Genomic DNA, 23918 nt, shown 5'->3' with positions numbered 1-23918 from the left:
ATGAAAGCACTATTTTTATCGTTAGTATTAACAGTTACGTTCCAAAACATCTATTCACAGAAAAAACAAGTTCCTGAAGTCATAAAATCTTCAAAACTTACGGATCTTTCCTTCACAGATAACGCAACATACAGTCATTATATCGATACCAAAAATGTGGTTTATATTAAAGCGAAACAAGTATTTTTAAAAATATTAATCTTTGAAAGTAATGAAAAAGCATATCTGGAACTTTGTTCACCCAAAAAACAGGTAAAACTTGTTGATCAGGATATTAAAAAATCTAACGTTTTATATGATACAAAAGAGATTGAATTAGATGTTACAATGAAAGGTAACACAATCATTCTCACAAATCCTTCCGATAAAAAGAAAATAACTTTAAAAGTAAATAGATCAGGAGATTACATAAAACTGACTGATATCAACAATAAAGAAATTTATACCGCAGAAGAAAAACAGAAAAAAGCATATATTGAAACTCCTTTAAAATAAGGAAAAGGCTCCTAATAGGAGCCTTTTCCTTATTTTAAATTTTATCGATAATTTTCTGAATATCAAGCTCTTCCAGGCATGCCCAGTCGTCGCGATAACATTCTTTATCACCAAAAACAGAACAAGGCCGGCAAGTCAAATCTTTTACCTGGACCACATCATCTTCACTTTGCCCGAATCCTAAAAATCCGGCGTATGGGTGGGTTGATCCCCAAACAGAAACACATCTGGTTCCTACAAGGCTTGCCAAATGCATATTGGCAGAATCCATAGAGATCATCAGCTCGAGTTCCGATATTTTTTTTAGTTCTTCTTTTAGGCTTAATTTTCCTGATAAACTTTTGGAATTAGGAATCATGCTTTCCCACTTTTCCAGTGTTTCCGTTTCTTTTTTTCCTCCTCCGAAAAAATAAATTGTATTTTTTTGAGCTAAATGCCTTGCCAATTCGTAAGATTTCTCAAGAGGAAGCATTTTCCCTTTATGTTGAGCAAAAGGAGCAAAACCTATTCCCGACTTTTCTTGTGAAACAGATCGTAATTGATGAGAAAGTTCCACTTTGTAGCCCATTTCCCGGAAAACATCAGCATAGCGCTCTACCGTTTTCTTTAATTGCACTTTATGAAGATTCCAAACGTCTGTCAAACGTTCTTTTTCTTCTTTGCCTTTGTCAATTTTAAAGACTTTAATGCCTTTTCTCCTGTAGATTTTATCTAAAATTTTAGTTCTGATAACGTCATGAAGATTTGCAATCAAATCAGGGTTGAATTCCTTCACAAGCTCATTTGCCAACCTGTTTAATCCAAAAAAGCCTTTATAATCATCTAAGTTGATTCCTTTGAATATAACATTCGGAATATCAGCAAATAAACTCTCAAAATTACTTCTGGAAACCATAACAATTTCCACATCAGGATTTTGTTCCAAAAACTCACGAAAAACCGGTGCTGTCATCGCAACATCACCAAAAGCCGAAAAACGATATGCTAAGATTCTTGTCACGGCTACGACTTCAGTTGATAAGCGACTGCGTAAAATTTAATTTGTTTTGTCATCGCCATCAGTCCGTTGGCTCTGGAAGGAGAAAGAAATTCCTGCAACCCGATTTCAGAAATAAATTCAAAATCAGAGTCTAAAATTTCCTGCGTAGAATGTCCACTGTAGATACTTACCAGAAGAGAAACAATTCCTTTTGGCAAAATTCCGTCAGAATCTGCATCAAAGAACAATTTTCCATCTTTAAATTCAGCATCAATCCATACTTTGCTTTGGCAACCCTTAATCAGGTTTTCGTCAGTTTTTTTCTCATCAGAAAGCCCTTTCAGCTCTTTTCCAAGGTCTATGATATACTCATATTTCTGCTCCCAATCTTCAAGAAACGCAAATTCGTCGATTATTTCCTGCTGTTTTTCTTTAATGGTCATTTCTATACTTTCTTTCTGCAAAGATAACCAATTTTAAAAAGATAATTTAATATGTAAATCTATTTGCAATTATGTTTAAATGTTTATTTCAATTAAAATTAAAACAGAAATATTATAGGAATGCCCTTTTGAAAACTTCTAACAGTTTTACTTCTTCATTTTCCCAGCAGAGAATATGAGAAGCTTTTTCAAGTTCCGGTAAATACATTTTTCTCCCTTTATTTAGAATCGCCTGGATTGCTCTTGCAATATATAAAGGTTCATGGTTTTCTATAATTTCTCCAACATCGAATTGCTGCTTAATATTCTGCATTTCAGGAAGATTGGACAAAACTAACGGAACGCGCGCCTGAATACAGTCCAATACTTTATTAGGTAAAGAATACAAGTAACTTTCTCCTCCATTTTCTTCGATACTCATACCACAGTCAGCCGTCAAAGTAATTTCTCTCAAATCTTCAGGCAATAATTTTCCTAAAAACTGAATTTTATGCTGGAGATGTTCTTTAATAACTAATTCTTCATATTCTTTTTTCTTCGGACCATCACCTGCAATCTTAAAAATCACATTCTCCAGATGGTGCATTGCCAAAATAGCCTTGTCAATTCCACGAAATGGGTTGATTACCCCCTGATATAAAAGAATTTTCGGGGTATTTACAGGAATTTCAATATCAAAATCTATTTTTCGCGGCGCATTTTGAACAACCGTTGGATAAATTCCATATTTATTTTTAAACCAATCGGCATATCCTGAACTTGCCGTAATCATTAATTTTATGTTGGGAATTAATTTTTTTTCAAGATAGCGCCATAGTTTTTGTGACATTTTGCCCTGAATTGCCGGCATTTCCGAAAAAATTTCATGACTGTCAAATACTATTGGAATATTTAATTTTTTAGCCAAAAGATAATTCGGAAGTAACGCGTCCAAATCATTGGCAAGAAGAACCGTATTGTTATCTGCTTTCTTTTTTAATTCATGATATAATTTCCAATTGAATTCAAAATATGCGGTTTTTAAACTTTTTGAAATTAATTTCAGCCGGACAAAAGAATAGGGTCGAGACATTTTTTCTGCACCACTCCAGTCATTTCCAATCAATTCAATCTCATATCCGTTTTCATATAAAGTTCTGCAAACCTTTTCTATGCGTTGATCTGTATATAAATTGCTGAATGCGGATATAATGACTTTCTTATCTTTCATTACTCTTTCTTTCCGTTCATCAAATGATAAATCTGGATAAAGCAAATCAATCCGTTTGGTATGATTACCGGCCAAAGCATTCCACTGAAAAAACCATAAATAACAAAACAGATACAGCCAATCATGTTGACAATTCTAATTTTTCTTACATCTTTAAGAATAAAACTCAGCACGATAAAAAGTGAAGCGGAATATCCAATATATGTAGCAATTTCGGGATTCATGGGAGAAATTTTGAGGATAACAAACTTAATCATTTTCAATAAGATAATAAAATTTTTTCTGCCATAAAGTCATTTATTGATTTTTGGTAAAATATTTGTAATTTAGATAATGAATAAATGGCAATGTTGCTTTTATTCTAATGAGATATATTATGGATTATAAGTTTTCACAAGGTTTGAGCCAAGTGTTCAAACAAAGCAAAAGCGAAGCTAAAAGGCTGAAAAGTGAATTTCTTAATACAGAACATCTACTTTTAGGTATTATAAAAACGGAAAACTCTGCAAAAGAAATCCTTCAAAACCTTAATGCGGATTTAACACAAATCAGAAGAAAAATTGAAACTCTAAATACAGCAAGTCTAAATCCTATTTCTGAGGAGGTTACCAATATTTCTTTCACCAAGATGGCAGATCATGCTATTAAACGTGCGGAGTTAGAATGCAGACAATATAAAAGTAATGAGATTAATACCGTTCATTTACTTTTAGGCATTCTTTACAAATATGAAGACCCCACCTCAAGTATATTAGGAGCTTACGATATCGACTATGAAGGCGTTTCAAAAGAGTATCAAACCATGCTTAAAAATTCCGGGCAAGCGCCACAAATGAGTGCATATGACGACGATGATGAAAGAGAGGAATTTGAGCAGATGAGGAAGCCTACAGGAAATTTAGGTTCTGCAAAAAGTAAAACTCCTACATTGGACAATTTTGGCAGAGACCTGACTTCTTTGGCTAGAGATGGGAAATTAGACCCGGTAATCGGTCGTGAAAAAGAAATTGAGAGAGTTTCTCAAATTTTATCGAGAAGAAAGAAAAACAATCCGTTGCTTATCGGAGAGCCTGGTGTTGGTAAATCCGCCATCGCAGAAGGTTTGGCTTTAAGAATTCAACAGAAAAAAGTTTCCAGGGTTCTTTTCGGAAAACGAGTTATCACATTAGATTTGGCAAGTTTAGTTGCCGGAACGAAATACCGTGGTCAGTTTGAGGAAAGAATGAAGGCTATCATGACAGAGTTGGAAAAAAACAGAGATGTCATTTTATTCATTGATGAGCTGCACACTATTGTTGGTGCAGGAAGTTCTACGGGAAGCCTAGATGCATCAAACATGTTCAAACCGGCTTTGGCAAGAGGCGAAATTCAATGCATCGGGGCAACAACCCTGGATGAATACCGTCAATATATTGAGAAAGACGGTGCTTTAGAAAGGAGATTCCAGAAAGTAATGGTGGAACCTACTTCTATTGATGAAACCATCCAGATTTTAAATCAAATTAAGGACAAGTACGAAGAACATCATAATGTCGTATATACTCCGGAAGCAATTCTGGCTTGTGTCAATTTGACATCAAGATACATTACTGACCGTTTCTTACCGGATAAAGCAATTGACGCGATGGACGAAGCAGGTTCCCGTGTTTATATTAAAAACATGAAAGTTCCTACTGAAATCATTGATTTTGAAAAGAAAATCGAAGATATCAAAGAAATGAAGCAGAAAGCCGTAAAAGCTCAGGATTATCTTGAGGCAAGAAAGCTTAAAGATGAAGAGGAACGTCTTCAAATGGAGCTGAATGCTGCTCAGGATAAGTGGGACAAAGATGTAAAAGAGAAAAAAGAAACCGTAACGGAAGAAAATGTAGCGGAAGTGGTTTCTATGATGAGTGGAGTTCCTGTAACGAAAGTTGGCAAGAACGAGCTTGATAAATTAGCCGGAATGGATAATAATCTGAACGGAAAAGTTATCGGCCAGGAAGATGCTGTGAAAAAAGTTGTTAAGGCAATTCAAAGAAACAGAGCCGGACTGAAAGATCCGAACCGCCCAATCGGTACATTTATCTTCCTTGGTACAACAGGTGTTGGTAAAACTGAGCTGGCTAAAGTAATGGCAAGAGAATTATTTGATTCTGATGAGGCATTAATCAGAATTGATATGAGTGAATACATGGAAAAATTTGCGGTTTCAAGATTGGTCGGAGCGCCTCCGGGATATGTAGGATACGAAGAAGGCGGACAATTGACTGAAGCTGTAAGAAGAAAACCTTATGCTGTGGTTCTTTTGGATGAGATTGAAAAAGCTCACCCGGATGTATTCAATATCCTGTTACAGATTTTAGATGAAGGTCACGTTACGGATAGTTTAGGTAGGAAAATTGATTTTAGAAATACAATTATTATCCTTACTTCAAATATCGGAACCAGAGATATTAAAGATTTCGGAGACGGTGTAGGATTCGGAACTTCAGCTAAAAAAACAGGTTCAGATACCAGAGCCAGAAGTACAATTGAAAATGCCCTTAAAAAAGCATTTGCTCCTGAATTTTTAAACAGAATTGATGATATTGTAATCTTCAACTCGCTTGAGAAAGAAGATATTAAGAAAATCATCGATATTGAATTAAGCAAATTGTACGGAAGGTTAGAAAAATTAGGATATAAGGTTGATTTAACTGAAGAAGCGAAAAACTTTATTTCTGAAAAAGGTTGGGACAAAGATTTCGGCGCAAGACCACTGAAACGAGCTATCCAGAAATATATTGAAGATTTATTGGCAGAAATGCTGGTAAACAAGCAATTAAACGAAGGAGAAACTATTACTTTAGATGTTAATGAAGCAAAAGACGCTTTGGCAGGTAAAGCTTCAAAAACCAAAAAGTCGGCTGAAAAGTCTTCTCAATCATAAATAAATAATTTAATCATAATAAAGCATCGGGAATTTTTCTCGGTGCTTTTTTCATTTTCACAACATATCTCATTTATTTTTTCACTTAGTATTGATTAATTAAGAAAAATAATTAACTTTATTGAACATAAAATAATCAATATCATGAAAATGAAAAAAACAGTTTTACTTCTTAGTATTTCATTACTACCTTTTATTTCTTGTACAAACGAATCCAACATTGCAACAAATGTAACACCACAGGCTACAAAGCCTGAAGCGGTTGCTAAATTTAATGGAGCCATCAAAAAAGTGGCAATGATTAAAGATCCAGCTCCTGCAATGCCGAAAACCTCAGCAGAATTGAGTGATGAGAAAAAAGACATGCTAATTCCGGCAGCAAAAGAATTAATCGCATCTACAGGTGTTACTCTTGCTGAAATTGAGAGACAAACAAATAACGACAGAGAGAAAATCTTGAAATGGGCCGTTCAGGTTTATGGTGACTACAACAAAAAGGTAAATCAAAACTTCAAATCTGAAAACTAATACCTTATGAAAAAGTTGTTATTACTTGCAGTGATATTTATTTCTTATCATATCTCTGCGCAGACCCCACCGGCAGGCTCACTTTTTATACAAAATTATACCCCACATTTTGTTGGGTACGTAATTTGGAAATCTAATATGGGTAGTCCTGCAACAGGATGTACACCTGTACTTGAAGCAAGAAATATTCAAAATGATTTAATGATGTTAGCTCCTGCAGTAAATTCAAGCACTCCCAGTGAAGCTAATTATGAATCGAATGTTAATTTAGGATTTGCACCAAACCCCACATATCCCGCAACTCCTTTAATAGAAAGGGTAAATATCAATAATAACTTTAATCCTCCTTATAATAATACCCCCTCTCCGATAATAGCTACATTCAGCAACCTTACAACTTGGACAGGAATGAAAATCGGAATCACAAACACCTCTGGAGTAAATATTGGAGGATATTACTTCATGGGAGAAACTTGTGGAAGCTCTACTGTAGCTACAGATTTATCTGCTTATCCTAACCCTGTTGTTAATGGTTCATACTTCTCTTTTGGAGGAGCAACATGGGCAGTATTCTTTTAAAAACTTTTAATCCAAGTCAGAATAAAAATGAAGAAGTTATTATTAATTACTGCTTTTATTATATCTTATTGTATATCAGCACAAGGCTCAGATCTAAACATACAAAACTTTACTTCTTATCAAGTAGAATTTAGCCTATTTAAATCTGACCAGACAAATGTTTCCGGCGGCTGCTCTCCTATTTGGGATGGAAGGAACAGTATGACAGGCTTATCTTTACTGAAAGAATCTCCAAATCCCGGATTTGTCTCTACGGATGCATATTATGAAGCAGACTTAAATCAATCGAATACTTTTAATCCTGCTTTTCCCGATAAACCATTGATAGATACCTGGATTCTTGATAACAATTATACATCACCGTATGTGCTTCCCGGATCTATAATTCCTGCGAGCAGTCTTGCAGCCAAAAATATGGGCATGAAATTCGGGATAAAAGATCCTATAACCGGAACAAACGTAGCCGGCTATTTTCCTATCGGAAATGTACAATGCGGGCAGCCTCCTATTATAGATATATCAGCCTATACCAATATTATTAACGCGAGTTATTTTACTTTTGGAGGCGGAGAATGGTTAATCTTTTATTAAGAATTAAGTTTTATAAATAAGAATCCCGAAAGAAAATTTCGGGATTTTCTATTTAAATGATTAAGTAAACTTATTTAAAGCCCGACTACAAAACCTATATTAGGAATCAGACCGCTGGAAAATACACTCGAATTTTCCTTATAAAGCACATTATACATCACCCCAATCTGCATAAAAGAATTATTCCCGATTCTCTGCATATATCCTCCTCCAAGGTATAAAGCGGTTTCTTCTTCATTCACCTTATAATCATAATATTTGTCTTTATAACTGATAAAATAATGCTGAAGGTTTGCTCCTACATAAAATGATCTTGCAAAATAATAGTTCGCAAAAGGGCCTACTCCAAACATAGTAGATCTGTAATAATCAGATGTTTGCCACGATATACTTCCAATTACTCCAGCTTCCAAATCATCTGTAAGCCTGTACCCGACTCTGGGAGAAGCCTGAAGATAAAACGAACTCTGACTTCCGAAACCGACTCCTATTCCACCACCAAAAGTCCATTTGTTATTATTTTGCTGGGTTGCACCTACTGAAACCTGCGAGAATACTGCTCCGGAAAGTATTAACATTAAAGGAATAATAAATTTTTTCATACTAATATCGTTTTTATCAATGTTTAAAATTATAACTTTTTTTGCGAAAGGGATTATTGTAATTTTGCACCCTTAAGATAAAGATAAAAACTTTATCAGAATTATTATGAAAGTAGTTGTAGGATTATCTGGAGGTGTAGATTCCAGTGTTACAGCATATTTGTTGCAGCAGCAAGGGCATGAAGTGGTGGCTTTATTTATGAGAAATTGGAATGATGCTTCGGTGACGTTAGAAGATGAATGCCCTTGGATTGAGGACAGTAATGACGCATTGATGGTTGCCCAGAAACTAGGAATTCCGTTTCAGGTAATCGATATGAGCGAGCTTTATAAGGAAAGGATCGTCGATTATATGTTCGACGAATATCAGAAAGGAAGAACCCCGAATCCTGATGTACTGTGTAACAGAGAAGTAAAATTTGATGTTTTTATGAAAACGGCAATGTCTTTAGGTGCCGATAAAGTGGCAACAGGACATTACGCAAGAGTAGATTCTACGATTGACGAAAACGGAAAAGAAATTTATCATCTTTTAGCAGGAAAAGATAATAATAAAGATCAGTCCTATTTTCTATGCCAATTGAGCCAGGATCAATTATCTAAGGCATTATTCCCTATCGGAGAACTAACAAAACCTCAGGTAAGAGAAATCGCAAAGGAAATTGGTCTGGTGACGGCTGATAAAAAAGACTCGCAGGGATTGTGTTTTATTGGAAAAGTGAGCTTACCTCAATTTTTACAACAGCAATTGGTTCCAAAAGAAGGCGAAATAGTGGAAATTTTTAAAAATTCTCCGCTTTTCACACTGGGAACACCTGAATTTTCTTCAAAACAAGATGAATTAGAATTTTTAAGCCAGAAAATCAATTATAAAAAAGCCGATGGTAAAGTAATCGGGAAACACCAGGGAGCTCAATTTTTCACAATCGGGCAAAGTAAAGGATTAGGAATCGGCGGACACAAAGAAAGCTGTTTTATCGTATCCAGAGATATGGAAAACAATATTATTTTCGTTGGAGAAGGTCACAGTTTTCCAGGATTGCATAAAAAAGCCTTGAAAGTAGACAATGCTGAAGTGCATTGGGTAAGAGATGATTTAAGACTAAAAAATGGAGAATCTATGGAGGTAATGGCTAGATTCCGTTACAGACAGGATTTACAACCCGCAACTATTTTCCAGTTTGAAGAAGCGTTTTATATGGAATTTGCAGAACCACAATCGGCCATTGCAGAAGGACAATTTGCCTCATGGTACATTGGTGATGAGCTTATCGGAAGCGGTGTAATTGCGTAGTTATAAAAAAACAATATCCTAAGACAAATCTTGAAAAATCACATTTGATATGAAGCGTTATTCTATCGGCAGTTACTTCCTATATGTATAAATAGAATTATAAAACAGAAAAGAAGTAAATTATAATAAGCCTGGAACAGATTATTTCAGGCTTATTTTTATAAATTATTTCAAAAAATTATTTAATGTTGTTGTTTAATTTACATATAATCAAGTTAACAATACTTTCCAATATCAAAATCATAGCTAAAAAACCAATCGGTTTCCCTAAAAAAATTCCTCTTATCAGTTTTACAATTCCCAAAGAGAAAATTAAAATCATAAAATAAAATGTAGTTTTGGAAATAGTTTCTCTGAGTGTTTTCAAAAGAAAAAAAGAACTGTAAAATCCTAATAAAAGAATCAAATAAAACTTTAGAAAATCCGGGCCTTTCAAAGTAATAGGGTTGTAGGTTTCTTTATTTATAACAAGCCAAAGCCAGCTTATTATCAACGGAACTGTGTGAATGATTATCTTTTTCATAGCTTTTTATTTATTATTTTATCCGCCACAACCACCACATCCTCCTCCACATCCTCCACCGCAGCCTCCTCCTCCACAACTACTTCCTCCGCTGCAACCTGAACCTCCCGCACTTCCATCGTTATTATTTTTATCATTACCATTATTTTTGAATGAAGAAATTGCAATTCCTATTGTAAGAATGACAACTACGGATATAAAAATTGACATTATCGATCCAATAACTTCGCCCAAACAAGATACCAGGAGTAAAGGCAATGAGAAAAACAGTATTAATCTGAGTTTCTTCAACCAATTTGGTTTCTTGAACTGAATTTCACCCTGGTTTTCCCAAATATCTTTTGGAGGCTCCTGCTGAAAAACTTCTTTATAATTTTTTATGGTTTCCGAAAACCAATATATGTGTTTCTCTTTTTCCGCAAAGCCACCTTTTGAAGGATGATGATGAAGTTTCTTCTGCAAAATCTCCGGACAAAACTCTTCCCAGTAATTTTGAGTATAAATGAGATGCATATGCCAAACTTTATCTACAATTTCGCTTGGTGAAGCGCCATTTGGTAAAATGCAGCAGAGATAAACAAATTTTTTATACTCTTCTATTGCTTTTTTAGTAAAATCCAACGTCCAGCCTTCTTCTTTTGCCAGTTTTTTTGAGAAAGGGAAATCTACATGGGGACGGTCTAATGAAAAACTCTGAAGTCTATTCCAAAGTGAGTCATTTTGTAATACCATTTTTGTTTCCATTTTTTTATCTTTTAGTTCTATCCAAATATCTTTTGATTTTAAAATATAAAAGTCTTACGCTAATCTTATTTGGTTTCAAAATAATCTTATATTGGTCTTATAAAATTTAATACATGAAAAAAGAGGATATTCTGCATTTGGAGAAATTGATGAATTTCTTAAGCCTGCATTTTTTAAAGAAAAATCATTGGGGAGATGTATCAAAAACTGAATGGTCTTACGTAGTTGCAGAACTTAATGATCTCATTATTAATGACAATTCAGAAAAAAACATAAAAAAAGAACCCGGATTACTGGGCACAAATTATCTTTATGAACATTTGATTATCAATAAATTAAAGAAGTATTATCAAAACGAAAATGCTGTTTTAGGCAAACCCAATTTGGCAAAACTCAGCATAATTGTCAAAGTTTTAGGATATTCAAATTATATCGATTTTATCAATTCAAACACCGAATCATTTAATTTTAATGATTTGAGGATTGATATGAATAATGTGAAACAAAATACTTTTCTTTTAGACAGCTTGGTAGGCTGTTGGTATTCGTATAACCGGAATCTTCCAGAAAATCCTTTGCAAGCCAAAGACAACCGAATCTGGCGTTCTGCAATGGAAATATACAAATCGGAAACTTCAGGTGAATATTTAATAGAAAGAAGTGGTGGTGACCGTCATAAGTATTTCGGTAAAGTAACTGCATATTCAGATTATGTTTTTATCATCATGAACAGTAATACATTTATCCGTCAAAGGCATTTTATTTCAAGGATAAAAGACATCAAGGAAAAGTTGAAAAATCCAGAATATAAGCTCCATGAGTTGCATTTTATAAGTACATGTATCAGTTTTAATCAAGAGCCGATAGCCCTATTCGAAATATTTCAGAAAGCAGACAGAAAAACATTTGTTACTGACTCTATCAGCTTCCCGATTGATAGCGATGAGATTCCTAAATCAATTATAAAACAGCTTGAAGATACAGAAGCTAATCGTATTGATTACAGGTAATTAGCTGATGGTTGATGGCTATCAGTAGATAAGGTTATTTTCTATACTCTATTTAAAAATTAGCTGACTAACCAGTCTTTAAAATCTTTCACCCGATCTCTACTTACCGTGATATCCTCCTGTGGCTGAAAATCCAAATCAACTTTATAGTTTGGAGAAATATGGATATTTTTTATGTAATCTGAATTGATAATAAACTGTCGGTTTACACGGAAAAATTTTTTTTCATCTAATACATCTTCAAGCTCATCCAGCGTGAAATCTGAAGGGAAAATTCGCTCCTGAGTCTGTAAGTACACAATTTTATTTTCGCTGTAAAAGCAGCTTACTTCATGCGTCTGTACAATCTTTAAGTTATAGCCAATCTTTACCAGAATTCTGGAAAGCGTGGTTTTATCTTTTTTTATTAATTGCTTAATTTCCTGTGAATTGACAGAATTATCTGAAGGAATAAATGATTTGAATTTTTCAATCGCTCCGGCTAAATCTTCTTCCAGAATAGGCTTTAAAAGATAATCGATGCTGTTTAATTTGAATGCTTTCAAAGTATACTGGTCAAAAGCTGTCGTGTAAATAATAAAACCTTTTGTAGGAACTTTTTCAAAAATATCGAATGATAGCCCATCTCCCAAAACAATATCTGAAAAAATAAGCTGTGGATGCCCGTTTTCCGAAAACCATTGAATACCTTGTTCTACTGATTCTATTTTCGCAACCACTTCGATTTCAGGAAATTCATTAAGCATTCTTTCCAATTTCCTTGAAGCAGGTTTTTCGTCTTCGATAATGACTGTTTTTATCATTGAGCCCGGTTTAGGTTTAAAATTCAAATAAAATTACTTAAAAGTTATCAGCTCTTAAAACTGAACTGGTTCTTTTGACTTTCTCATTTCTTCCTGCAACATTTTTCTTTCCCATTCTGAATTGAAAATAAATAATTTAATACCTTTTACTGCTAAAATAATGGCCCAAACCGTCAATATTACCGAACCATTGAATAATGTAAAATCTATTTTTCCGTTTTCGAAAACATCATTACAAAAAATGATTAGTACCACAATTCCGAACCATGTAAGACTTTTATAGAATTTTTTCAGGTCGTGTACTCTTTGTTGTGCTTGGTTGTAGTTCATTATACTAATTTTTATGGTTATTTTATTTAATTAAATGTTCTTTTATTTTTTTGTTCTTCTTCCATCAATTCCTTAATTTTTTTTTCTTCCCATTCTTTTCCGATTCCGAAAGTATTAATTCCGTGTGCAGCAAGCCCCATTCCCCATCCCAACATTGGCCAGAAAACCCACAAGTGGCTGGAATCGGTGATAAGATTTAACACGGCTAAAAAAGGAATTACCAAACAGTAAGAAGTAAGATTACCGTAGAAACCTTTGATTTCTTTTACTCTTTTAGCCGCTTTTTGGTAGGCTAAACTTTCGTTATTGTTGAATGTAGTTTCCATAATTTTATTTTTAAAGATTAAGTTGTTTGTTTTTGTTGAGACAAATGTATGGCAGGAAACTACCTCAAAGCAATTTTATATAACCGAACCGTAGAAATTGATTACTGAATTGTAAAAATCCCGGCTCAATTATGAATCGGGATTTTTTTATTGTGTTCAGGGAAAGAAAGTTCAGGCTTTTCAACCCGAAATTATTTCTCTTTTTCCATCAATTCTTTTATCTTTTTCTCTTCCCATTTGCTTCCCAGAATAAACCCTGGTAAAAAAACACTTATTCCATACCCTATCAGACCAATACCCCAGAAAAAAGGTACCGCAAAATATTGGAATTTCCAGATGGTTTGTCCAGCCTCTAATTCTCTGTAATTCAGAAACAAAATGAAAGCATTTACAATAATGTAAATAAATAGAAACATATAAAAATTTTTAATTTTCTTTACTTTTCGGGCTGCTTCCCTGTAACGGATATTATTTTCATCTATATTTTCCATAAGTATACATTTATTGTTTGTTTTGTTTTTCCAGAATTTCTCTTATTTTTCTTTCTTCCCAATTTTTACCTATTGCAAAAACGTTCATTCCGTGTGCAACCAACCCAATTCCCCAACCCAGCATCGGGAAATAAAACCAAAGATTTTTTGGGCTTGTAATAAGGTTTAAAATAAGCAGGAACGGGATAATAATACAGTAAGAAATAAGGTTTCCGTAAAAGCCTTTTATTTCTTTTACCCTTTTTTGTGCTCTTTCGTAAGCTTTATCTTTATCATCAATATTTACACTGACTGCCTTTGGCTTATCCGCCAATACCGGAAGTTTTACTTTAAAATACTCTTCGGATTTTTCAATAAAAACATTTCGTTTTGTAAGTAAAGAATAACGTTGAACAATATTTGACAGCCCAATTCCCGAACTTTCCTTTATCTGCTCCCTTACCTGCAGGTTATTTTCAATGCAAAGCGTATCATTTTCGGAAAATATTTTAATGATTAAAGGTTTTGAAGATGTTGCGAAATTATGTTTAATACAGTTTTCCAGAATCAACTGTAAAGAAAGCGGAACTACAAACCTTCTATAATCTTCTTTTTTAACATCAAAAATAAAGTCTACACTATCCTCGAATCTGGTTTTCAGCAAGTCGCAATAAGTTTTTGCAAACTCTATTTCATCTTCCACGGTTACGAGCTCTTTATCTTTCTGCTCCAAAACATATCTGTAAATCTTTGACATTGAGGCTGTAAACTTTTGCGCCTGTCTGGGGTTTTCATCAATTAATGAGCTTAAAACATTCAAAGAATTAAATAAGAAATGCGGATCCAGCTGATTTTTAAGGCTCTCAAATTGTGCATTGGCTGATTTTGCGATCAATTTTTGCTCTACAACTTCTTTTTTTGATGTCTTTTTAAGTTCTTCCATGAATCCTCTTGCATGAAGAAAGGCAGAAATCAGAAGTGCAACATTTATCGTAAACCAATTGATATAGTTATATTTACCTGAAAAATACTCTTCCGCAGTTACTCCCTGGAAAACCACAAAATTTATATAATTACAGAAATACACTAAAATAATATTCGCAAGAAGAATTGAAACAACACTTATTATAGCCCTTTTTGTAGTAGCTTCAGACCAGGGAAACTTTTTATTCAGAAAATCATTAATCAACCCGTTTCCTATCCCCAAAATGAACGAATACATAAATGAAATAAGCACTGTCAGGAGAAAATTCTTAATATTCTTCTCATCCGTAAATACGAAAAAGAAAAACATGGATGTTGCCAGTGATATCCATGATAAGGTGATAAAGTTTTTACGTTTCATTATTGATTTTCTTGAGCCAAAATTAGTTTATATTAAAAGTATTAAAAATTATTTTTTACTGAACTGTTATTTTTTATTACTGAGCCGCACAAAAAAACCTTCCGTGGGGGAAGGCTTTCTTTTAAAGTTTTGACATATTATTTTTTAGCATCCTGACCTAGGAAATATTCCGCTTCAGCTTTTCCCCAGTTCGGGTCTAATGCTGTTTTTGGTTTAAAGGCATTAAATTTATCCAAAGCTATCTTGAATTGTTCCAATCCTTTTGTCTTACTTCCTCCATATTGCTCAGGAGTAAAATAAGTATCTTCAGCCTGAATCAAAGCAACTCTCGGATTATTCGGGTCAAGTTTTTCGGCAATTTTAAGTTCTTCCATAGCTTTCATTCCGTCTGTCATATATCTTTCTACAGGATTTTCCATCATTTTTAGGGAAGACGTCATTTTTTTAAGCAAATGAATCTCAGAATTGTCTTTTCCTGCAATACTTTCGGCTTGTTCTAAATATTTTTCAGCAGCATTTGCCTGTACAGAAAGTTCACTCATTTTTCCTTCTCTCATCTGTATTCTGCCTTTCTGGATATATGCCAAAGCTGCATAATAAGCAGGCAGCCACTGTTTCGTTTCCTTTTTCCCTATCCTGTCGAAGTCATTTGCCAATACCTGAAATTCATCAGCAGATTTGCCGGCTTCAAGTTTGGTAATTTTTTCCGTCATGATTTTTTCATAACTGCTTTGAGCAAAAGCAGATAAACTCATACATGTTAAAGCAAATGTTAATAGATATTTTTTCATTTTTTTCTAATTTTTTAAAGTTAGTTTCGGTTTAATCAAAGATAAATTTTTAGTTGATATTCAAATTATTATTACAAATTATTATTAATTGCATCCTGTGTTTTATCAACCCCAAAGCTGATAAATGCCCCTACAAAAACAAATGTATTTACCGGTGGGACAACTGCAGAACTTCGGGATCCGTTTTGTGAAAAATTGTACCCGTAAACATTCTTCGTTCCTAAAATATTCGAAATACTTACCACAAAAACCGTGAAAGCTTTAGCATCTTTCTTTCCAAGATTGGGAAGATAATTCAAACTAAAATTCAAAGCATTATAATCTTTCAGCCTTCCTTCATTCCGGGTGAAGTTTACCATTTCGCCGTTTTCTGTTTTTGTAGCCATATCGTAGTACGGACGGCCTTTTGCATAAGTATAAGAGAGATTAACTCCCAATTTCCATTCCGGAATAAATCGCTTTGCAACTGCTGAAAGGGTGTGTTCTGAAGCGAAATTTGGCTTTAAACTCATTGGATAATTCATAAAATCTCTTTTAGAATCCAGGAATGAGTAACTGATCCAATAGTCGATATTTTCAAATGTTTTTTTGTCTCTCCAAAATAATTCCAAGCCTTTTGCAAAGCCATAACCATCATTATTCAAAGCTGTTTGTACCTGCTGGTTTTGGTTTTCCTGAGGATTAATGGTAAAGGTTTTGATTAATTGATCATATTTTTTATAAAAGGCTTCAAATCTAAAACTTCTTCCTTCGGTAGTTCGCTGAACCTGAAAAATATAATGTTGGGATTTTTGAAAATCAAGATCTGCCGGCCAGTTGATGTATTTGCTTTCAGGGTTTTGATAAAATAAACCGTAAGCAAAAGAGGTTGTCCAGTCTTTAGCCAAACGATAAGCTATTGCAAAACGCGGAGCAATGTTATTTTTATTTAAATACGAAGAGTTTTCTGCCCTTACTCCTATTTTAGCTGAAAAGCGGTTGCTGAAACCCAAATCTGTTTCTAAGAAAAAGGAAGAAATTAAGTCTTTATAATGTTTATTTACCTCTTCAAAATCCAGTTTTTCATCTGTATTATTAAATTCTAACCCACCTCTTACCGCACTGATTTTGTTGATCTTTCTTTCTAATACTGCCTTGAAATTCAAATAATTCCCCTCGTTTAATAATCCTGATTTATTATCTTCAATATCATTTTTTTCTGTAGAAAAATTCAGATCTGACTGGTTGTAAGAATACGAAGCTCCTGCGTTTAAAAGATATTTCCCGAATTTTTGTCTGAAAGATAAATTGTGATATGTATTTTTTCCTTTTAATCTTATCAAATTAAACTGATCATCAGCTTCTAAACTTGGCACTCTCACACCCATTTTATTGGAATCATACATCCCGTAATATTTGAAGAAACCACCTGATTTTGTTTTAACTCTAAAATTAAAATCACCGTTCAATCCTTGGGGAGCATCCATAAAATCTGTGTTAAAACTAAATACCTTCTGCATTAGGCTCAGCAAAGAATAGCCTAAAGTCGCTCCGTAGGAATGATTTTTATCATCACTTAATTTTTGAAATCCTGCACTTAAAAATATGGGTGAAATTCCGAAATCATAAGAACTTTGATCTGGTAAATCAACACTTTCCAGCATCAAAGCACCCGAAAGAGCCTGACCATATAAAGCCGAATAGCCACCACTTGAAAAAATATTCCCTTTAAAAAGTGACGTGTTGAATCTGTCCCTTCCTGCAATTCCGGGAACTGAATTTGAAAAATAATTATTAATTAAACTTCCATCCATAAAAATCTTGGATTCAGTTCCTGTACCTCCTCTGATGAACAGACCTTCAGTCTCACCGACTTTCTGAACACCCGGAAGATAATTTAACGCTGAAGAAATCTGACCGTCTGCCCCGGCGGTAGTATAAATGTCAATCGGAGTCAAAAGAGCGGTTGCCCGTTTTCTGTCACTCGCTTCAATAGAACCTGCAGAAACAACTACAGCATCAATTTCATTAATTTGTTCTTTAAGTTCTGCATTTACTGAAAGAGTCTGATTTTCAATGTCAATTGACTTTTCAATATCGTTATATTTTGGATGTGTAAACGTAAGAATATGATCGCCTTTTTCTGATGTTTCAAACGAATAATTACCATTTGCATCTGTTGTAGCACCATCATAAGTATCTTTTAGAGTAACACTTATATCTGCTACTCCCTTATTTCTAAAAGTAACCTTTCCTGTGATTTTTACCTGAGAATAACTCACAATAAAACCGAAGAAAGCAATCAGGAGTAGTAATTTTTGTACTTGTGTTTTCATTATTATTAATTTTCGGTTCAAAAATAAGATCAAAATTCACTTCTGATAATTTTTTCTTACTGAGTTGTAAATTTTTTATTCTGAATCGTAAAAAACATCTTATTTAACATAAAAAAGATGCTAATCATAAAGTGTATTGGGAATGTTTTTTTAAATTTATAGTAAAATCACTTTAAATCATTTAAAAATGAAAGTACAAACATTAGCATTATTGGCAGGATATGCCTTATTTGCTGTTTCTTGCGGAACGACAAATACATACCAAATCCTGTCTAAAAGCAACACACAGACAGGAGGAACTGCAAAGTTTACTCAAAAAGGAGACGAAGTTATCATGAAACTTGATGTTACCAACCTTACTCCGGGAATTCATGCGGTGCATATTCATGAAAAAGGCGACTGTTCTGCTGCAGACGGAACCTCCACTGGCGGCCACTGGAACCCTGCAAAAGATGACCACGGAAAATGGGGAGCAGAACATTTCCACATGGGAGATATCGGCAATCTAATTGCAGATCAAAACGGTGTAGCAACTTTGACATTTAAAACGAATAAATGGTGTCTTGGATGTGCAGACGAATCTAAAAACATTATAGGAAAAGGAATGATCGTACATGCCGCAGCAGACGATTTTCATACCCAGCCTACTGGTAATGCAGGGGGAAGAGTAGGATGTATAGAAATTAAATAATCCAATTTATTTCAATAAAAAAACCGCTAATTTCATTAGCGGTTTTTTCATGTTTAGCTTGTTTTATGATTTTGTACCCATATCTGCAACGATATTCATTGCTTCCTGTAAGTAAGGATCCTTTTTCAGATTTTTAATCCACATTTCAGATTTTTTCTTGAATGCTTCATCTTTTTTCTCTCTTTCTATCTCAGCCGGATACATAATGAACTGAAGCCCGTTTTCAAATTTGCTTAATGCTTTGAATTTTTCAATCTGAGCCTTTCTCTGCTTCATCAATTCGTTAAACTTATTGATATTAAGAGTAATTGTTCCTTCTTTATCCAGTTTCTCTCTCCACTGGGCAGATTCTAATAATAACTGATAATTGCTGTTTTTAGCCATTCTGTCATTGCTTGCTTTTTCTAAAGCCTGAATATTAAAATAATTCAGTTTCTGGAAATTTGTACTGGGAATTTTATCCCAAGCTAAAGCAAAATCATCATATCTTTCACCGATTTCTGCATAGGTAAAGAAGTCTTTCATTTGAATATCAGAAACAATACCTTTTCTCTGGGTAGATTCCCCCGTGATTCTGTAGAATTTCTGAATTGTCAGTTTTAAAGAACCAAAATCATCTTCCGTATTCAAGAATCTGTTTAGGTCCACAAACGTCTGAACAGTTCCTTTTCCAAATGATTGAGGAGAACCTATAATCATCGCTCTGCCATAATCCTGCATTACACCAGCCAAAATTTCAGAAGCCGAAGCAGAAAGTTCGTTTTGCATGATTACAAGCGGTCCCGTCCAGATTGGAGCATCGCTTTTACTCTTCAAAGTCTGAATTTTTCCGTTTCCGTCTTTTACCTGAACATATGGCCCTGTGTTCATAAAAAGCCCCATAATATCACCAACTTCCGTTAATGAGCCACCACCGTTATTCCTCAAATCCAAAACAATTCCGTCGATGTTTTGAGCTTTAAGTTTAATAATTTCATTTTTAATGTCATCAGAAGCGTTTCTTCCTTTAGCATCTTCAAAATCAGCATTAAAGCTCGGCAGGTTAATAAACCCATATTTTTTGCCATTTGGAGAATTTACTACAATACTTCTAGCAAATGTATCTTCAATAGCGACTTCTTCACGAATCATTGTAACGTCTTTAATCGTTCCGTCTTTTTTCTGAACGGTAAGCGTTACGGGTGTTCCTTTTTCCCCTCTGATAAGCCTTACAGCTTCATCGGAAAGCATTCCTACAACATTTACAGCATCATCTTTTGGTTTAGATTTTACTTTTAAGATTTTATCCCCCTCCGATAGCTGTTTTGATTTCCAAGCCGGAGCCCCAATCGTAAGAGCACCCAAATAAAGATATCCTTTCTTCTCCTGGATAATAGCTCCGATACCTATTACCTTTCCGGTAAAATTTGTATCAAAATCTTCTTTATCTTTTGGAGAATAATAGTTGGTATGCGGGTCGAAAACTTCAGTATAAGAATTCATATATACTGTAAACCAATCCATTTTCTTCCTTTTTTTGAATCTTGTAAATGTTTCTTTCACAAGATCTTTTACCTCATCAGTTGCTTTTTTAATCTTTTGATCCTGGCTAAGAGGCTGGAATTTGATAGTATCCTTCAGTTTGTATTTCTGAACCGAATCTTTTTTCTCCTTCTGAGTCTCTTCTTTGCTGTTCATTGATTCGATTTCCTGAAGGATATTGTATTTGATGAACTTTTTCCATTCATTGTACTGTTCCTGTTTGTTGGCAGGCACCTTTTTCAGCTTGGGTTCAAGAGTTAGGCTTTCATCCTCTTCCAGATTGATTGGTTTGCTGAAAATATCCTGAGTGATTTTATCGATTTCATCAACTCTTTGATAAAGCCTGTCAATAGTAAGTTTATAGAACGTTAGATCTCCCAGGTTCAGATAATCGTCAAGCTTTGTTTCATGCTTTCCAAATTCATCCATATCTGATTGTAAAAAGTATCTTTTCGCCGGATCTACCATTTCGAAATAATGCTTATAAACGTCCTTCGAATAAGCATCGTTGATAGGTTTTGGGCTGTAATGCAAATAAGAAAGTGTATTTTTTACGCTCACCATTATCGTCTGCATCTTTTCATCATCATTTTTAGGCGAGTTGAAACAAAACATTAGACTTGTTAATGGAATTAAGAGTAAAAATTTATTTAGCTTGAAATTTTTCCACATAAATCTGTTATGTATTTTTATTAATTTTTTAAAAGTATTTCAATTAGTAGTAATTTTTAAATTACTGTTACAAACTATCAAATTTAATACCTTATTTATAAATATCGAATAGTTTTAAGTATTTTTGTTAAAATTAAATTTTAATATGGAAAGACCACTTATTCTGGTAACTAATGACGACGGAATTACAGCACCTGGTATCAGAAATCTTGTCAGCTTTATGAACGAAATCGGAGAAGTAGTTGTCGTAGCACCAAACTCTCCACAAAGTGGCAAAGGCCACGCTATCACTATTAACTCAACCTTAAGCTATGAAGAAGTACAGCTCGATGGTCCGCAATTGGATTTTTCCTGTAGCGGAACCCCTGTTGACTGTGTAAAAATGGCACTCGATAAAATCTTAACAAGAAGACCGGATATCGTTGTTTCAGGGATCAATCACGGAGCAAACTCTTCGATTAATGTAATTTATTCCGGAACAATGTCTGCAGCCGTAGAAGCTGGTGTAGAAAGCCTTCCGGCAATCGGGTTTTCATTGTTGGATTTCAGCTGGGAGGCAGATTTTACCCAAGCTAAAGAATATATTCAAAATATTGTCAGAAGAACCTTGGAAAATCCAATGCCAAAAGGAATTGTATTAAATGTAAATATACCTAAGCTTCCTAAAGAAGATATTAAAGGCATAAAAGTTTGTAAACAGGCTAAAGCAAAATGGGAAGAAAGTTTTGATGAAAGAGTAAATCCGCATGGTAAAAAATATTACTGGCTAACAGGATATTTCAACAATATGGATGAATCTGAAGATGCGGATGAAACAGCTTTGGCAAACGGATATATTTCAATCGTTCCTGTAAAGTTTGATTTGACGGCATATGAATATATGAAAACGCTGGAGGAAGTAATGAATTTTGAATAAAATTAAAACAAAAAAGCGTAAGTTTTTACGCCTTTTTTGTTTTATCTCGTTAATTTCGCAATTCTTTGTGCTTCAATGAAATGTTAAGAAAATAATTCTGTGAGCGTAAAAAATTCTACTGTTTCCAAGCCTTGAATTTCTGTTCTTTCATTTAAAAACAAAGAAATTTAGAACAAAATTTTATCCTCCTTTCTCAATTCTTCCAAATATTTACTTTTATCATCACGATAAAAAAGATTCATTGTTTCAAAAGGAATTAGTTTTAAATCTTTATTGACGATATGAACACAAGATTTCTTGACAGCCCGAACATCAAAATCATGAGCATCCATAAAATTCATAATAATGATCCTGAAAAGATTGTCATAATCCAGATTTGGGGCAGAAACTTCCGGAAGACAACATAATAGCTGATTTACCTTCGGCTGTACTTTATCAACAGAAATTCCTGTACTGAAAATATCCAGAAGCTGCATCTGCAATCCCGTATCCTGCTCATAAACAATTGTGTTTCTTGTTTCGTTATTCAGCAAATCCGCAGGATTGATATAACGTGTTAAAGGAATAACTTCACCTTCCAATTTCAAAATATATCCCATTGCCAGCGCATCAGGATTACACGGAACAGGAATAATATCGTCAGAATTCAGAAGCGGAAACTGGTTTAAAATTTCCTGCCTCACTTCCGTTAACGTAATTTTTTGATGAGAAGAATCCTCTCTGTTTCTTCCCGCAATTTCCACAGGTTGAAAAGTAATTCCACGAACACATTTTTGTTTTAAAGCAAAGTCAATAATCTTCCCGATTTCATCAGTATTTTTCCCTTGCTGAAGAACAACAACCAAAGTTGTTGAAAGATTTAAAGCATTTAATTTCTCCAAAGCTTTCATTCTGACATCCGTTAGATCTTTTCCCCTAAAATCTTCTAAAACGTCAGGGTTAAAAGAATCAAACTGAAGGTAAATTTCAAATTCCGGGGCATACGTTGCCAGTTTTTCCGCAAAACAGGGATCATTTGCAATTCGTACCCCATTGGTATTCAACATTAAATGTTTAATTGGTTTTGATTTCGCAATATCCATGATTTTGAAAAATTCCGGATGGATCGTCGGCTCACCACCACTGATTTGCACCACATCAGGTTCGCCTTCATTTTTAACAATAACATCAAACATAGCTTCGATTTCCTCGAGACTTCTGTGACTTCCATAATGGGGAGAAGACATTGCATAACAGGTCGGGCAGGTCAAATTACAACGATCCGTAACTTCTACAATCGAAAGACAGCTATGCTGCTCATGATCAACGCATAAACCGCAATCATAAGGACAGCCATATTCTACATCGGTTCCAAAATATAAAGGCATTTCTGATGCTTTATTGTAGTTTCTGATGTTTTTATAATAATGAACATCTGAAGCAATTTTAGTCTTAAAAAAACCATGATCCGGGCATCTTTTTGTCATAAAAACGGTTTCATCTTCTATGATAATCTTTGCTCCTACCCTTTTCAGGCATTCAGGACAAAGACTGATCGTATAATCGTAATAAGTATAATTTCTTACCGGCATAGTTTTATTTTAAATTCCCCCTCCACAAATATATCCACTAATCAAACCACAGATTAACAAACAGATAACCATCGTCTGAATAAACTGTTTTTTAGAAAATTTTCTACCGCCTTTCAATTCATAAATCAGTTTTATGAAAAGCGTAACGATAGCAGATATGAATAAAGCTCCAAAGAGCATAATCAGAATGATCATTAAAACCAAACCCCCAAGGTCACCGACTTCTAAAAGTGTCAAAAGTTCCATGATTCGAATATT

General features: G+C 34.2%; 26 protein-coding genes. 9 read left to right on the top strand and 17 right to left on the bottom strand.

Annotated features, from left to right (window positions below):
- Positions 1-495, top strand: coding sequence for a hypothetical protein (locus ACM39_RS01700; protein WP_048509272.1), 495 nt, complete (start codon positions 1-3; stop codon positions 493-495).
- Between the two features lie 34 nt (positions 496-529).
- Here ACM39_RS01700 and ACM39_RS01695 read toward each other — a convergent pair whose 3' ends face one another.
- From ACM39_RS01695 to ACM39_RS01680, 4 genes are all read right to left on the bottom strand, one after another.
- The gene (locus tag ACM39_RS01695; protein WP_228377034.1) at positions 530-1495 is read right to left on the bottom strand and encodes a glycosyltransferase family 9 protein; all 966 of its coding nucleotides are present in this window, start codon (positions 1493-1495) and stop codon (positions 530-532) included.
- A 2-nt stretch (positions 1496-1497) separates the two neighbouring features.
- Positions 1498-1917 (bottom strand): SufE family protein, encoded by a 420-nt coding sequence (locus ACM39_RS01690; protein WP_048509271.1) that lies wholly within the window; start codon positions 1915-1917, stop codon positions 1498-1500.
- A gap of 112 nt (positions 1918-2029) precedes the next feature.
- Entirely contained in the window at positions 2030-3127 is a 1098-nt protein-coding gene (locus ACM39_RS01685) for a glycosyltransferase (protein ID WP_048509270.1), read from the bottom strand.
- Positions 3127-3351, bottom strand: coding sequence for a hypothetical protein (locus ACM39_RS01680; RefSeq protein ID WP_048509512.1), 225 nt, complete (start codon positions 3349-3351; stop codon positions 3127-3129). Before ACM39_RS01680 ends, ACM39_RS01685 begins: the two co-directional genes overlap by 1 nt.
- 152 nt (positions 3352-3503) lie before the next feature.
- Between ACM39_RS01680 and ACM39_RS01675 the strand changes: the two genes are divergently transcribed.
- From ACM39_RS01675 to ACM39_RS01660, 4 genes are all read left to right on the top strand, one after another.
- Positions 3504-6038 (top strand): ATP-dependent Clp protease ATP-binding subunit, encoded by a 2535-nt coding sequence (locus tag ACM39_RS01675; RefSeq protein WP_048509511.1) that lies wholly within the window; start codon positions 3504-3506, stop codon positions 6036-6038.
- Positions 6039-6188: 150 nt separating this feature from the next.
- Complete coding sequence (locus tag ACM39_RS01670; protein WP_131701390.1) at positions 6189-6566, top strand: hypothetical protein; 378 nt, start codon at positions 6189-6191, stop codon at positions 6564-6566.
- Between the two features lie 6 nt (positions 6567-6572).
- On the top strand, positions 6573-7145 hold the full coding sequence (locus tag ACM39_RS01665) for a hypothetical protein (protein ID WP_048509268.1): 573 nt from the start codon (positions 6573-6575) through the stop codon (positions 7143-7145).
- A 27-nt stretch (positions 7146-7172) separates the two neighbouring features.
- A complete protein-coding gene (locus tag ACM39_RS01660; RefSeq protein WP_048509267.1) occupies positions 7173-7736 on the top strand; it encodes a hypothetical protein in 564 nt (187 codons plus the stop codon).
- A 74-nt stretch (positions 7737-7810) separates the two neighbouring features.
- Here the strand turns inward: ACM39_RS01660 and ACM39_RS01655 are convergent, their stop codons facing one another.
- Positions 7811-8338 (bottom strand): hypothetical protein, encoded by a 528-nt coding sequence (locus ACM39_RS01655; RefSeq protein WP_048509266.1) that lies wholly within the window; start codon positions 8336-8338, stop codon positions 7811-7813.
- Positions 8339-8444: 106 nt separating this feature from the next.
- Between ACM39_RS01655 and mnmA the strand changes: the two genes are divergently transcribed.
- Positions 8445-9632, top strand: coding sequence for a tRNA 2-thiouridine(34) synthase MnmA (gene mnmA / locus ACM39_RS01650; RefSeq protein ID WP_048509265.1), 1188 nt, complete (start codon positions 8445-8447; stop codon positions 9630-9632).
- Positions 9633-9810: 178 nt separating this feature from the next.
- Here the strand turns inward: mnmA and ACM39_RS01645 are convergent, their stop codons facing one another.
- Together ACM39_RS01645 and ACM39_RS01640 are read right to left on the bottom strand one after the other, a co-directional pair.
- Positions 9811-10155 carry a hypothetical protein gene (locus ACM39_RS01645; protein WP_048509264.1) on the bottom strand — a complete coding sequence of 115 codons (345 nt, stop codon included), beginning with the start codon at positions 10153-10155 and terminating at the stop codon, positions 9811-9813.
- Between the two features lie 18 nt (positions 10156-10173).
- A complete protein-coding gene (locus ACM39_RS01640; RefSeq protein WP_048509263.1) occupies positions 10174-10899 on the bottom strand; it encodes a glycine-rich domain-containing protein in 726 nt (241 codons plus the stop codon).
- Between the two features lie 113 nt (positions 10900-11012).
- Here ACM39_RS01640 and ACM39_RS01635 point away from each other — a divergent pair, with 113 nt between their 5' ends.
- Positions 11013-11909, top strand: a complete 897-nt coding sequence (locus ACM39_RS01635; protein ID WP_048509262.1) for a hypothetical protein — start codon at positions 11013-11015, stop codon at positions 11907-11909.
- A 59-nt stretch (positions 11910-11968) separates the two neighbouring features.
- Here the strand turns inward: ACM39_RS01635 and ACM39_RS01630 are convergent, their stop codons facing one another.
- The 7 genes from ACM39_RS01630 to ACM39_RS01600 all read right to left on the bottom strand — a co-directional run bounded on the left by ACM39_RS01630 (position 11969) and on the right by ACM39_RS01600 (position 18289).
- Positions 11969-12712, bottom strand: a complete 744-nt coding sequence (locus ACM39_RS01630; protein ID WP_082140500.1) for a LytR/AlgR family response regulator transcription factor — start codon at positions 12710-12712, stop codon at positions 11969-11971.
- Between the two features lie 54 nt (positions 12713-12766).
- Entirely contained in the window at positions 12767-13042 is a 276-nt protein-coding gene (locus ACM39_RS01625; RefSeq protein WP_048509261.1) for a 2TM domain-containing protein, read from the bottom strand.
- A 26-nt stretch (positions 13043-13068) separates the two neighbouring features.
- The gene (locus tag ACM39_RS01620) at positions 13069-13368 is read right to left on the bottom strand and encodes a 2TM domain-containing protein (protein WP_048509260.1); all 300 of its coding nucleotides are present in this window, start codon (positions 13366-13368) and stop codon (positions 13069-13071) included.
- 191 nt (positions 13369-13559) lie between these two features.
- Positions 13560-13859, bottom strand: coding sequence for a 2TM domain-containing protein (locus ACM39_RS01615; RefSeq protein WP_048509259.1), 300 nt, complete (start codon positions 13857-13859; stop codon positions 13560-13562).
- 10 nt (positions 13860-13869) lie between these two features.
- Positions 13870-15183 (bottom strand): 2TM domain-containing protein, encoded by a 1314-nt coding sequence (locus ACM39_RS01610; RefSeq protein ID WP_048509258.1) that lies wholly within the window; start codon positions 15181-15183, stop codon positions 13870-13872.
- A gap of 137 nt (positions 15184-15320) precedes the next feature.
- Complete coding sequence (locus ACM39_RS01605; RefSeq protein ID WP_048509257.1) at positions 15321-15974, bottom strand: hypothetical protein; 654 nt, start codon at positions 15972-15974, stop codon at positions 15321-15323.
- 71 nt (positions 15975-16045) lie between these two features.
- The gene (locus ACM39_RS01600; RefSeq protein WP_048509256.1) at positions 16046-18289 is read right to left on the bottom strand and encodes a TonB-dependent receptor; all 2244 of its coding nucleotides are present in this window, start codon (positions 18287-18289) and stop codon (positions 16046-16048) included.
- Positions 18290-18476: 187 nt separating this feature from the next.
- On the opposite strand from ACM39_RS01600, the gene ACM39_RS01595 reads away from it, so the two are divergent.
- On the top strand, positions 18477-18980 hold the full coding sequence (locus tag ACM39_RS01595) for a superoxide dismutase family protein (RefSeq protein ID WP_048509255.1): 504 nt from the start codon (positions 18477-18479) through the stop codon (positions 18978-18980).
- Positions 18981-19043: 63 nt separating this feature from the next.
- Here the strand turns inward: ACM39_RS01595 and ACM39_RS01590 are convergent, their stop codons facing one another.
- A complete protein-coding gene (locus ACM39_RS01590) occupies positions 19044-21173 on the bottom strand; it encodes a carboxy terminal-processing peptidase (protein WP_048509254.1) in 2130 nt (709 codons plus the stop codon).
- Positions 21174-21318: 145 nt separating this feature from the next.
- On the opposite strand from ACM39_RS01590, the gene surE reads away from it, so the two are divergent.
- Entirely contained in the window at positions 21319-22089 is a 771-nt protein-coding gene (gene surE, locus ACM39_RS01585) for a 5'/3'-nucleotidase SurE (RefSeq protein WP_048509253.1), read from the top strand.
- Positions 22090-22256: 167 nt separating this feature from the next.
- Here surE and ACM39_RS01580 read toward each other — a convergent pair whose 3' ends face one another.
- Positions 22257-23660 carry a radical SAM protein gene (locus tag ACM39_RS01580; protein ID WP_048509252.1) on the bottom strand — a complete coding sequence of 468 codons (1404 nt, stop codon included), beginning with the start codon at positions 23658-23660 and terminating at the stop codon, positions 22257-22259.
- A 9-nt stretch (positions 23661-23669) separates the two neighbouring features.
- Positions 23670-23906, bottom strand: coding sequence for a hypothetical protein (locus ACM39_RS01575; RefSeq protein ID WP_048509251.1), 237 nt, complete (start codon positions 23904-23906; stop codon positions 23670-23672).
- Positions 23907-23918 lie beyond the last annotated feature (12 nt).

Origin of the sequence: Chryseobacterium sp. FH2 (assembly GCF_001045455.1) — a bacterium.
Classification (GTDB): Bacteria; Bacteroidota; Bacteroidia; order Flavobacteriales; family Weeksellaceae; genus Chryseobacterium.
The sequence above is the reverse complement of the archived record's forward strand: the minus strand, read 5'-3'. Positions and strand labels throughout refer to the sequence as shown.

Bases quoted from the DNA above. Each gene is read 5' to 3' on its own strand.
- ACM39_RS01700 (WP_048509272.1), top strand. From the start codon at position 1: ATGAAAGCACTATTTTTATCGTTAGTATTAACAGTTACGTTCCAAAAC.
- ACM39_RS01690 (WP_048509271.1), bottom strand. From the start codon at position 1,917: ATGACCATTAAAGAAAAACAGCAGGAAATAATCGACGAATTTGCGTTT.
- ACM39_RS01685 (WP_048509270.1), bottom strand. From the start codon at position 3,127: ATGAAAGATAAGAAAGTCATTATATCCGCATTCAGCAATTTATATACA.
- ACM39_RS01680 (WP_048509512.1), bottom strand. From the start codon at position 3,351: ATGAATCCCGAAATTGCTACATATATTGGATATTCCGCTTCACTTTTT.
- ACM39_RS01675 (WP_048509511.1), top strand. From the start codon at position 3,504: ATGGATTATAAGTTTTCACAAGGTTTGAGCCAAGTGTTCAAACAAAGC.
- ACM39_RS01670 (WP_131701390.1), top strand. From the start codon at position 6,189: ATGAAAAAAACAGTTTTACTTCTTAGTATTTCATTACTACCTTTTATT.
- ACM39_RS01665 (WP_048509268.1), top strand. From the start codon at position 6,573: ATGAAAAAGTTGTTATTACTTGCAGTGATATTTATTTCTTATCATATC.
- ACM39_RS01660 (WP_048509267.1), top strand. From the start codon at position 7,173: ATGAAGAAGTTATTATTAATTACTGCTTTTATTATATCTTATTGTATA.
- ACM39_RS01655 (WP_048509266.1), bottom strand. From the start codon at position 8,338: ATGAAAAAATTTATTATTCCTTTAATGTTAATACTTTCCGGAGCAGTA.
- mnmA (WP_048509265.1), top strand. From the start codon at position 8,445: ATGAAAGTAGTTGTAGGATTATCTGGAGGTGTAGATTCCAGTGTTACA.
- ACM39_RS01645 (WP_048509264.1), bottom strand. From the start codon at position 10,155: ATGAAAAAGATAATCATTCACACAGTTCCGTTGATAATAAGCTGGCTT.
- ACM39_RS01640 (WP_048509263.1), bottom strand. From the start codon at position 10,899: ATGGAAACAAAAATGGTATTACAAAATGACTCACTTTGGAATAGACTT.
- ACM39_RS01635 (WP_048509262.1), top strand. From the start codon at position 11,013: ATGAAAAAAGAGGATATTCTGCATTTGGAGAAATTGATGAATTTCTTA.
- ACM39_RS01630 (WP_082140500.1), bottom strand. From the start codon at position 12,712: ATGATAAAAACAGTCATTATCGAAGACGAAAAACCTGCTTCAAGGAAA.
- ACM39_RS01625 (WP_048509261.1), bottom strand. From the start codon at position 13,042: ATGAACTACAACCAAGCACAACAAAGAGTACACGACCTGAAAAAATTC.
- ACM39_RS01620 (WP_048509260.1), bottom strand. From the start codon at position 13,368: ATGGAAACTACATTCAACAATAACGAAAGTTTAGCCTACCAAAAAGCG.
- ACM39_RS01615 (WP_048509259.1), bottom strand. From the start codon at position 13,859: ATGGAAAATATAGATGAAAATAATATCCGTTACAGGGAAGCAGCCCGA.
- ACM39_RS01610 (WP_048509258.1), bottom strand. From the start codon at position 15,183: ATGAAACGTAAAAACTTTATCACCTTATCATGGATATCACTGGCAACA.
- ACM39_RS01605 (WP_048509257.1), bottom strand. From the start codon at position 15,974: ATGAAAAAATATCTATTAACATTTGCTTTAACATGTATGAGTTTATCT.
- ACM39_RS01600 (WP_048509256.1), bottom strand. From the start codon at position 18,289: ATGAAAACACAAGTACAAAAATTACTACTCCTGATTGCTTTCTTCGGT.
- ACM39_RS01595 (WP_048509255.1), top strand. From the start codon at position 18,477: ATGAAAGTACAAACATTAGCATTATTGGCAGGATATGCCTTATTTGCT.
- ACM39_RS01590 (WP_048509254.1), bottom strand. From the start codon at position 21,173: ATGTGGAAAAATTTCAAGCTAAATAAATTTTTACTCTTAATTCCATTA.
- surE (WP_048509253.1), top strand. From the start codon at position 21,319: ATGGAAAGACCACTTATTCTGGTAACTAATGACGACGGAATTACAGCA.
- ACM39_RS01580 (WP_048509252.1), bottom strand. From the start codon at position 23,660: ATGCCGGTAAGAAATTATACTTATTACGATTATACGATCAGTCTTTGT.
- ACM39_RS01575 (WP_048509251.1), bottom strand. From the start codon at position 23,906: ATGGAACTTTTGACACTTTTAGAAGTCGGTGACCTTGGGGGTTTGGTT.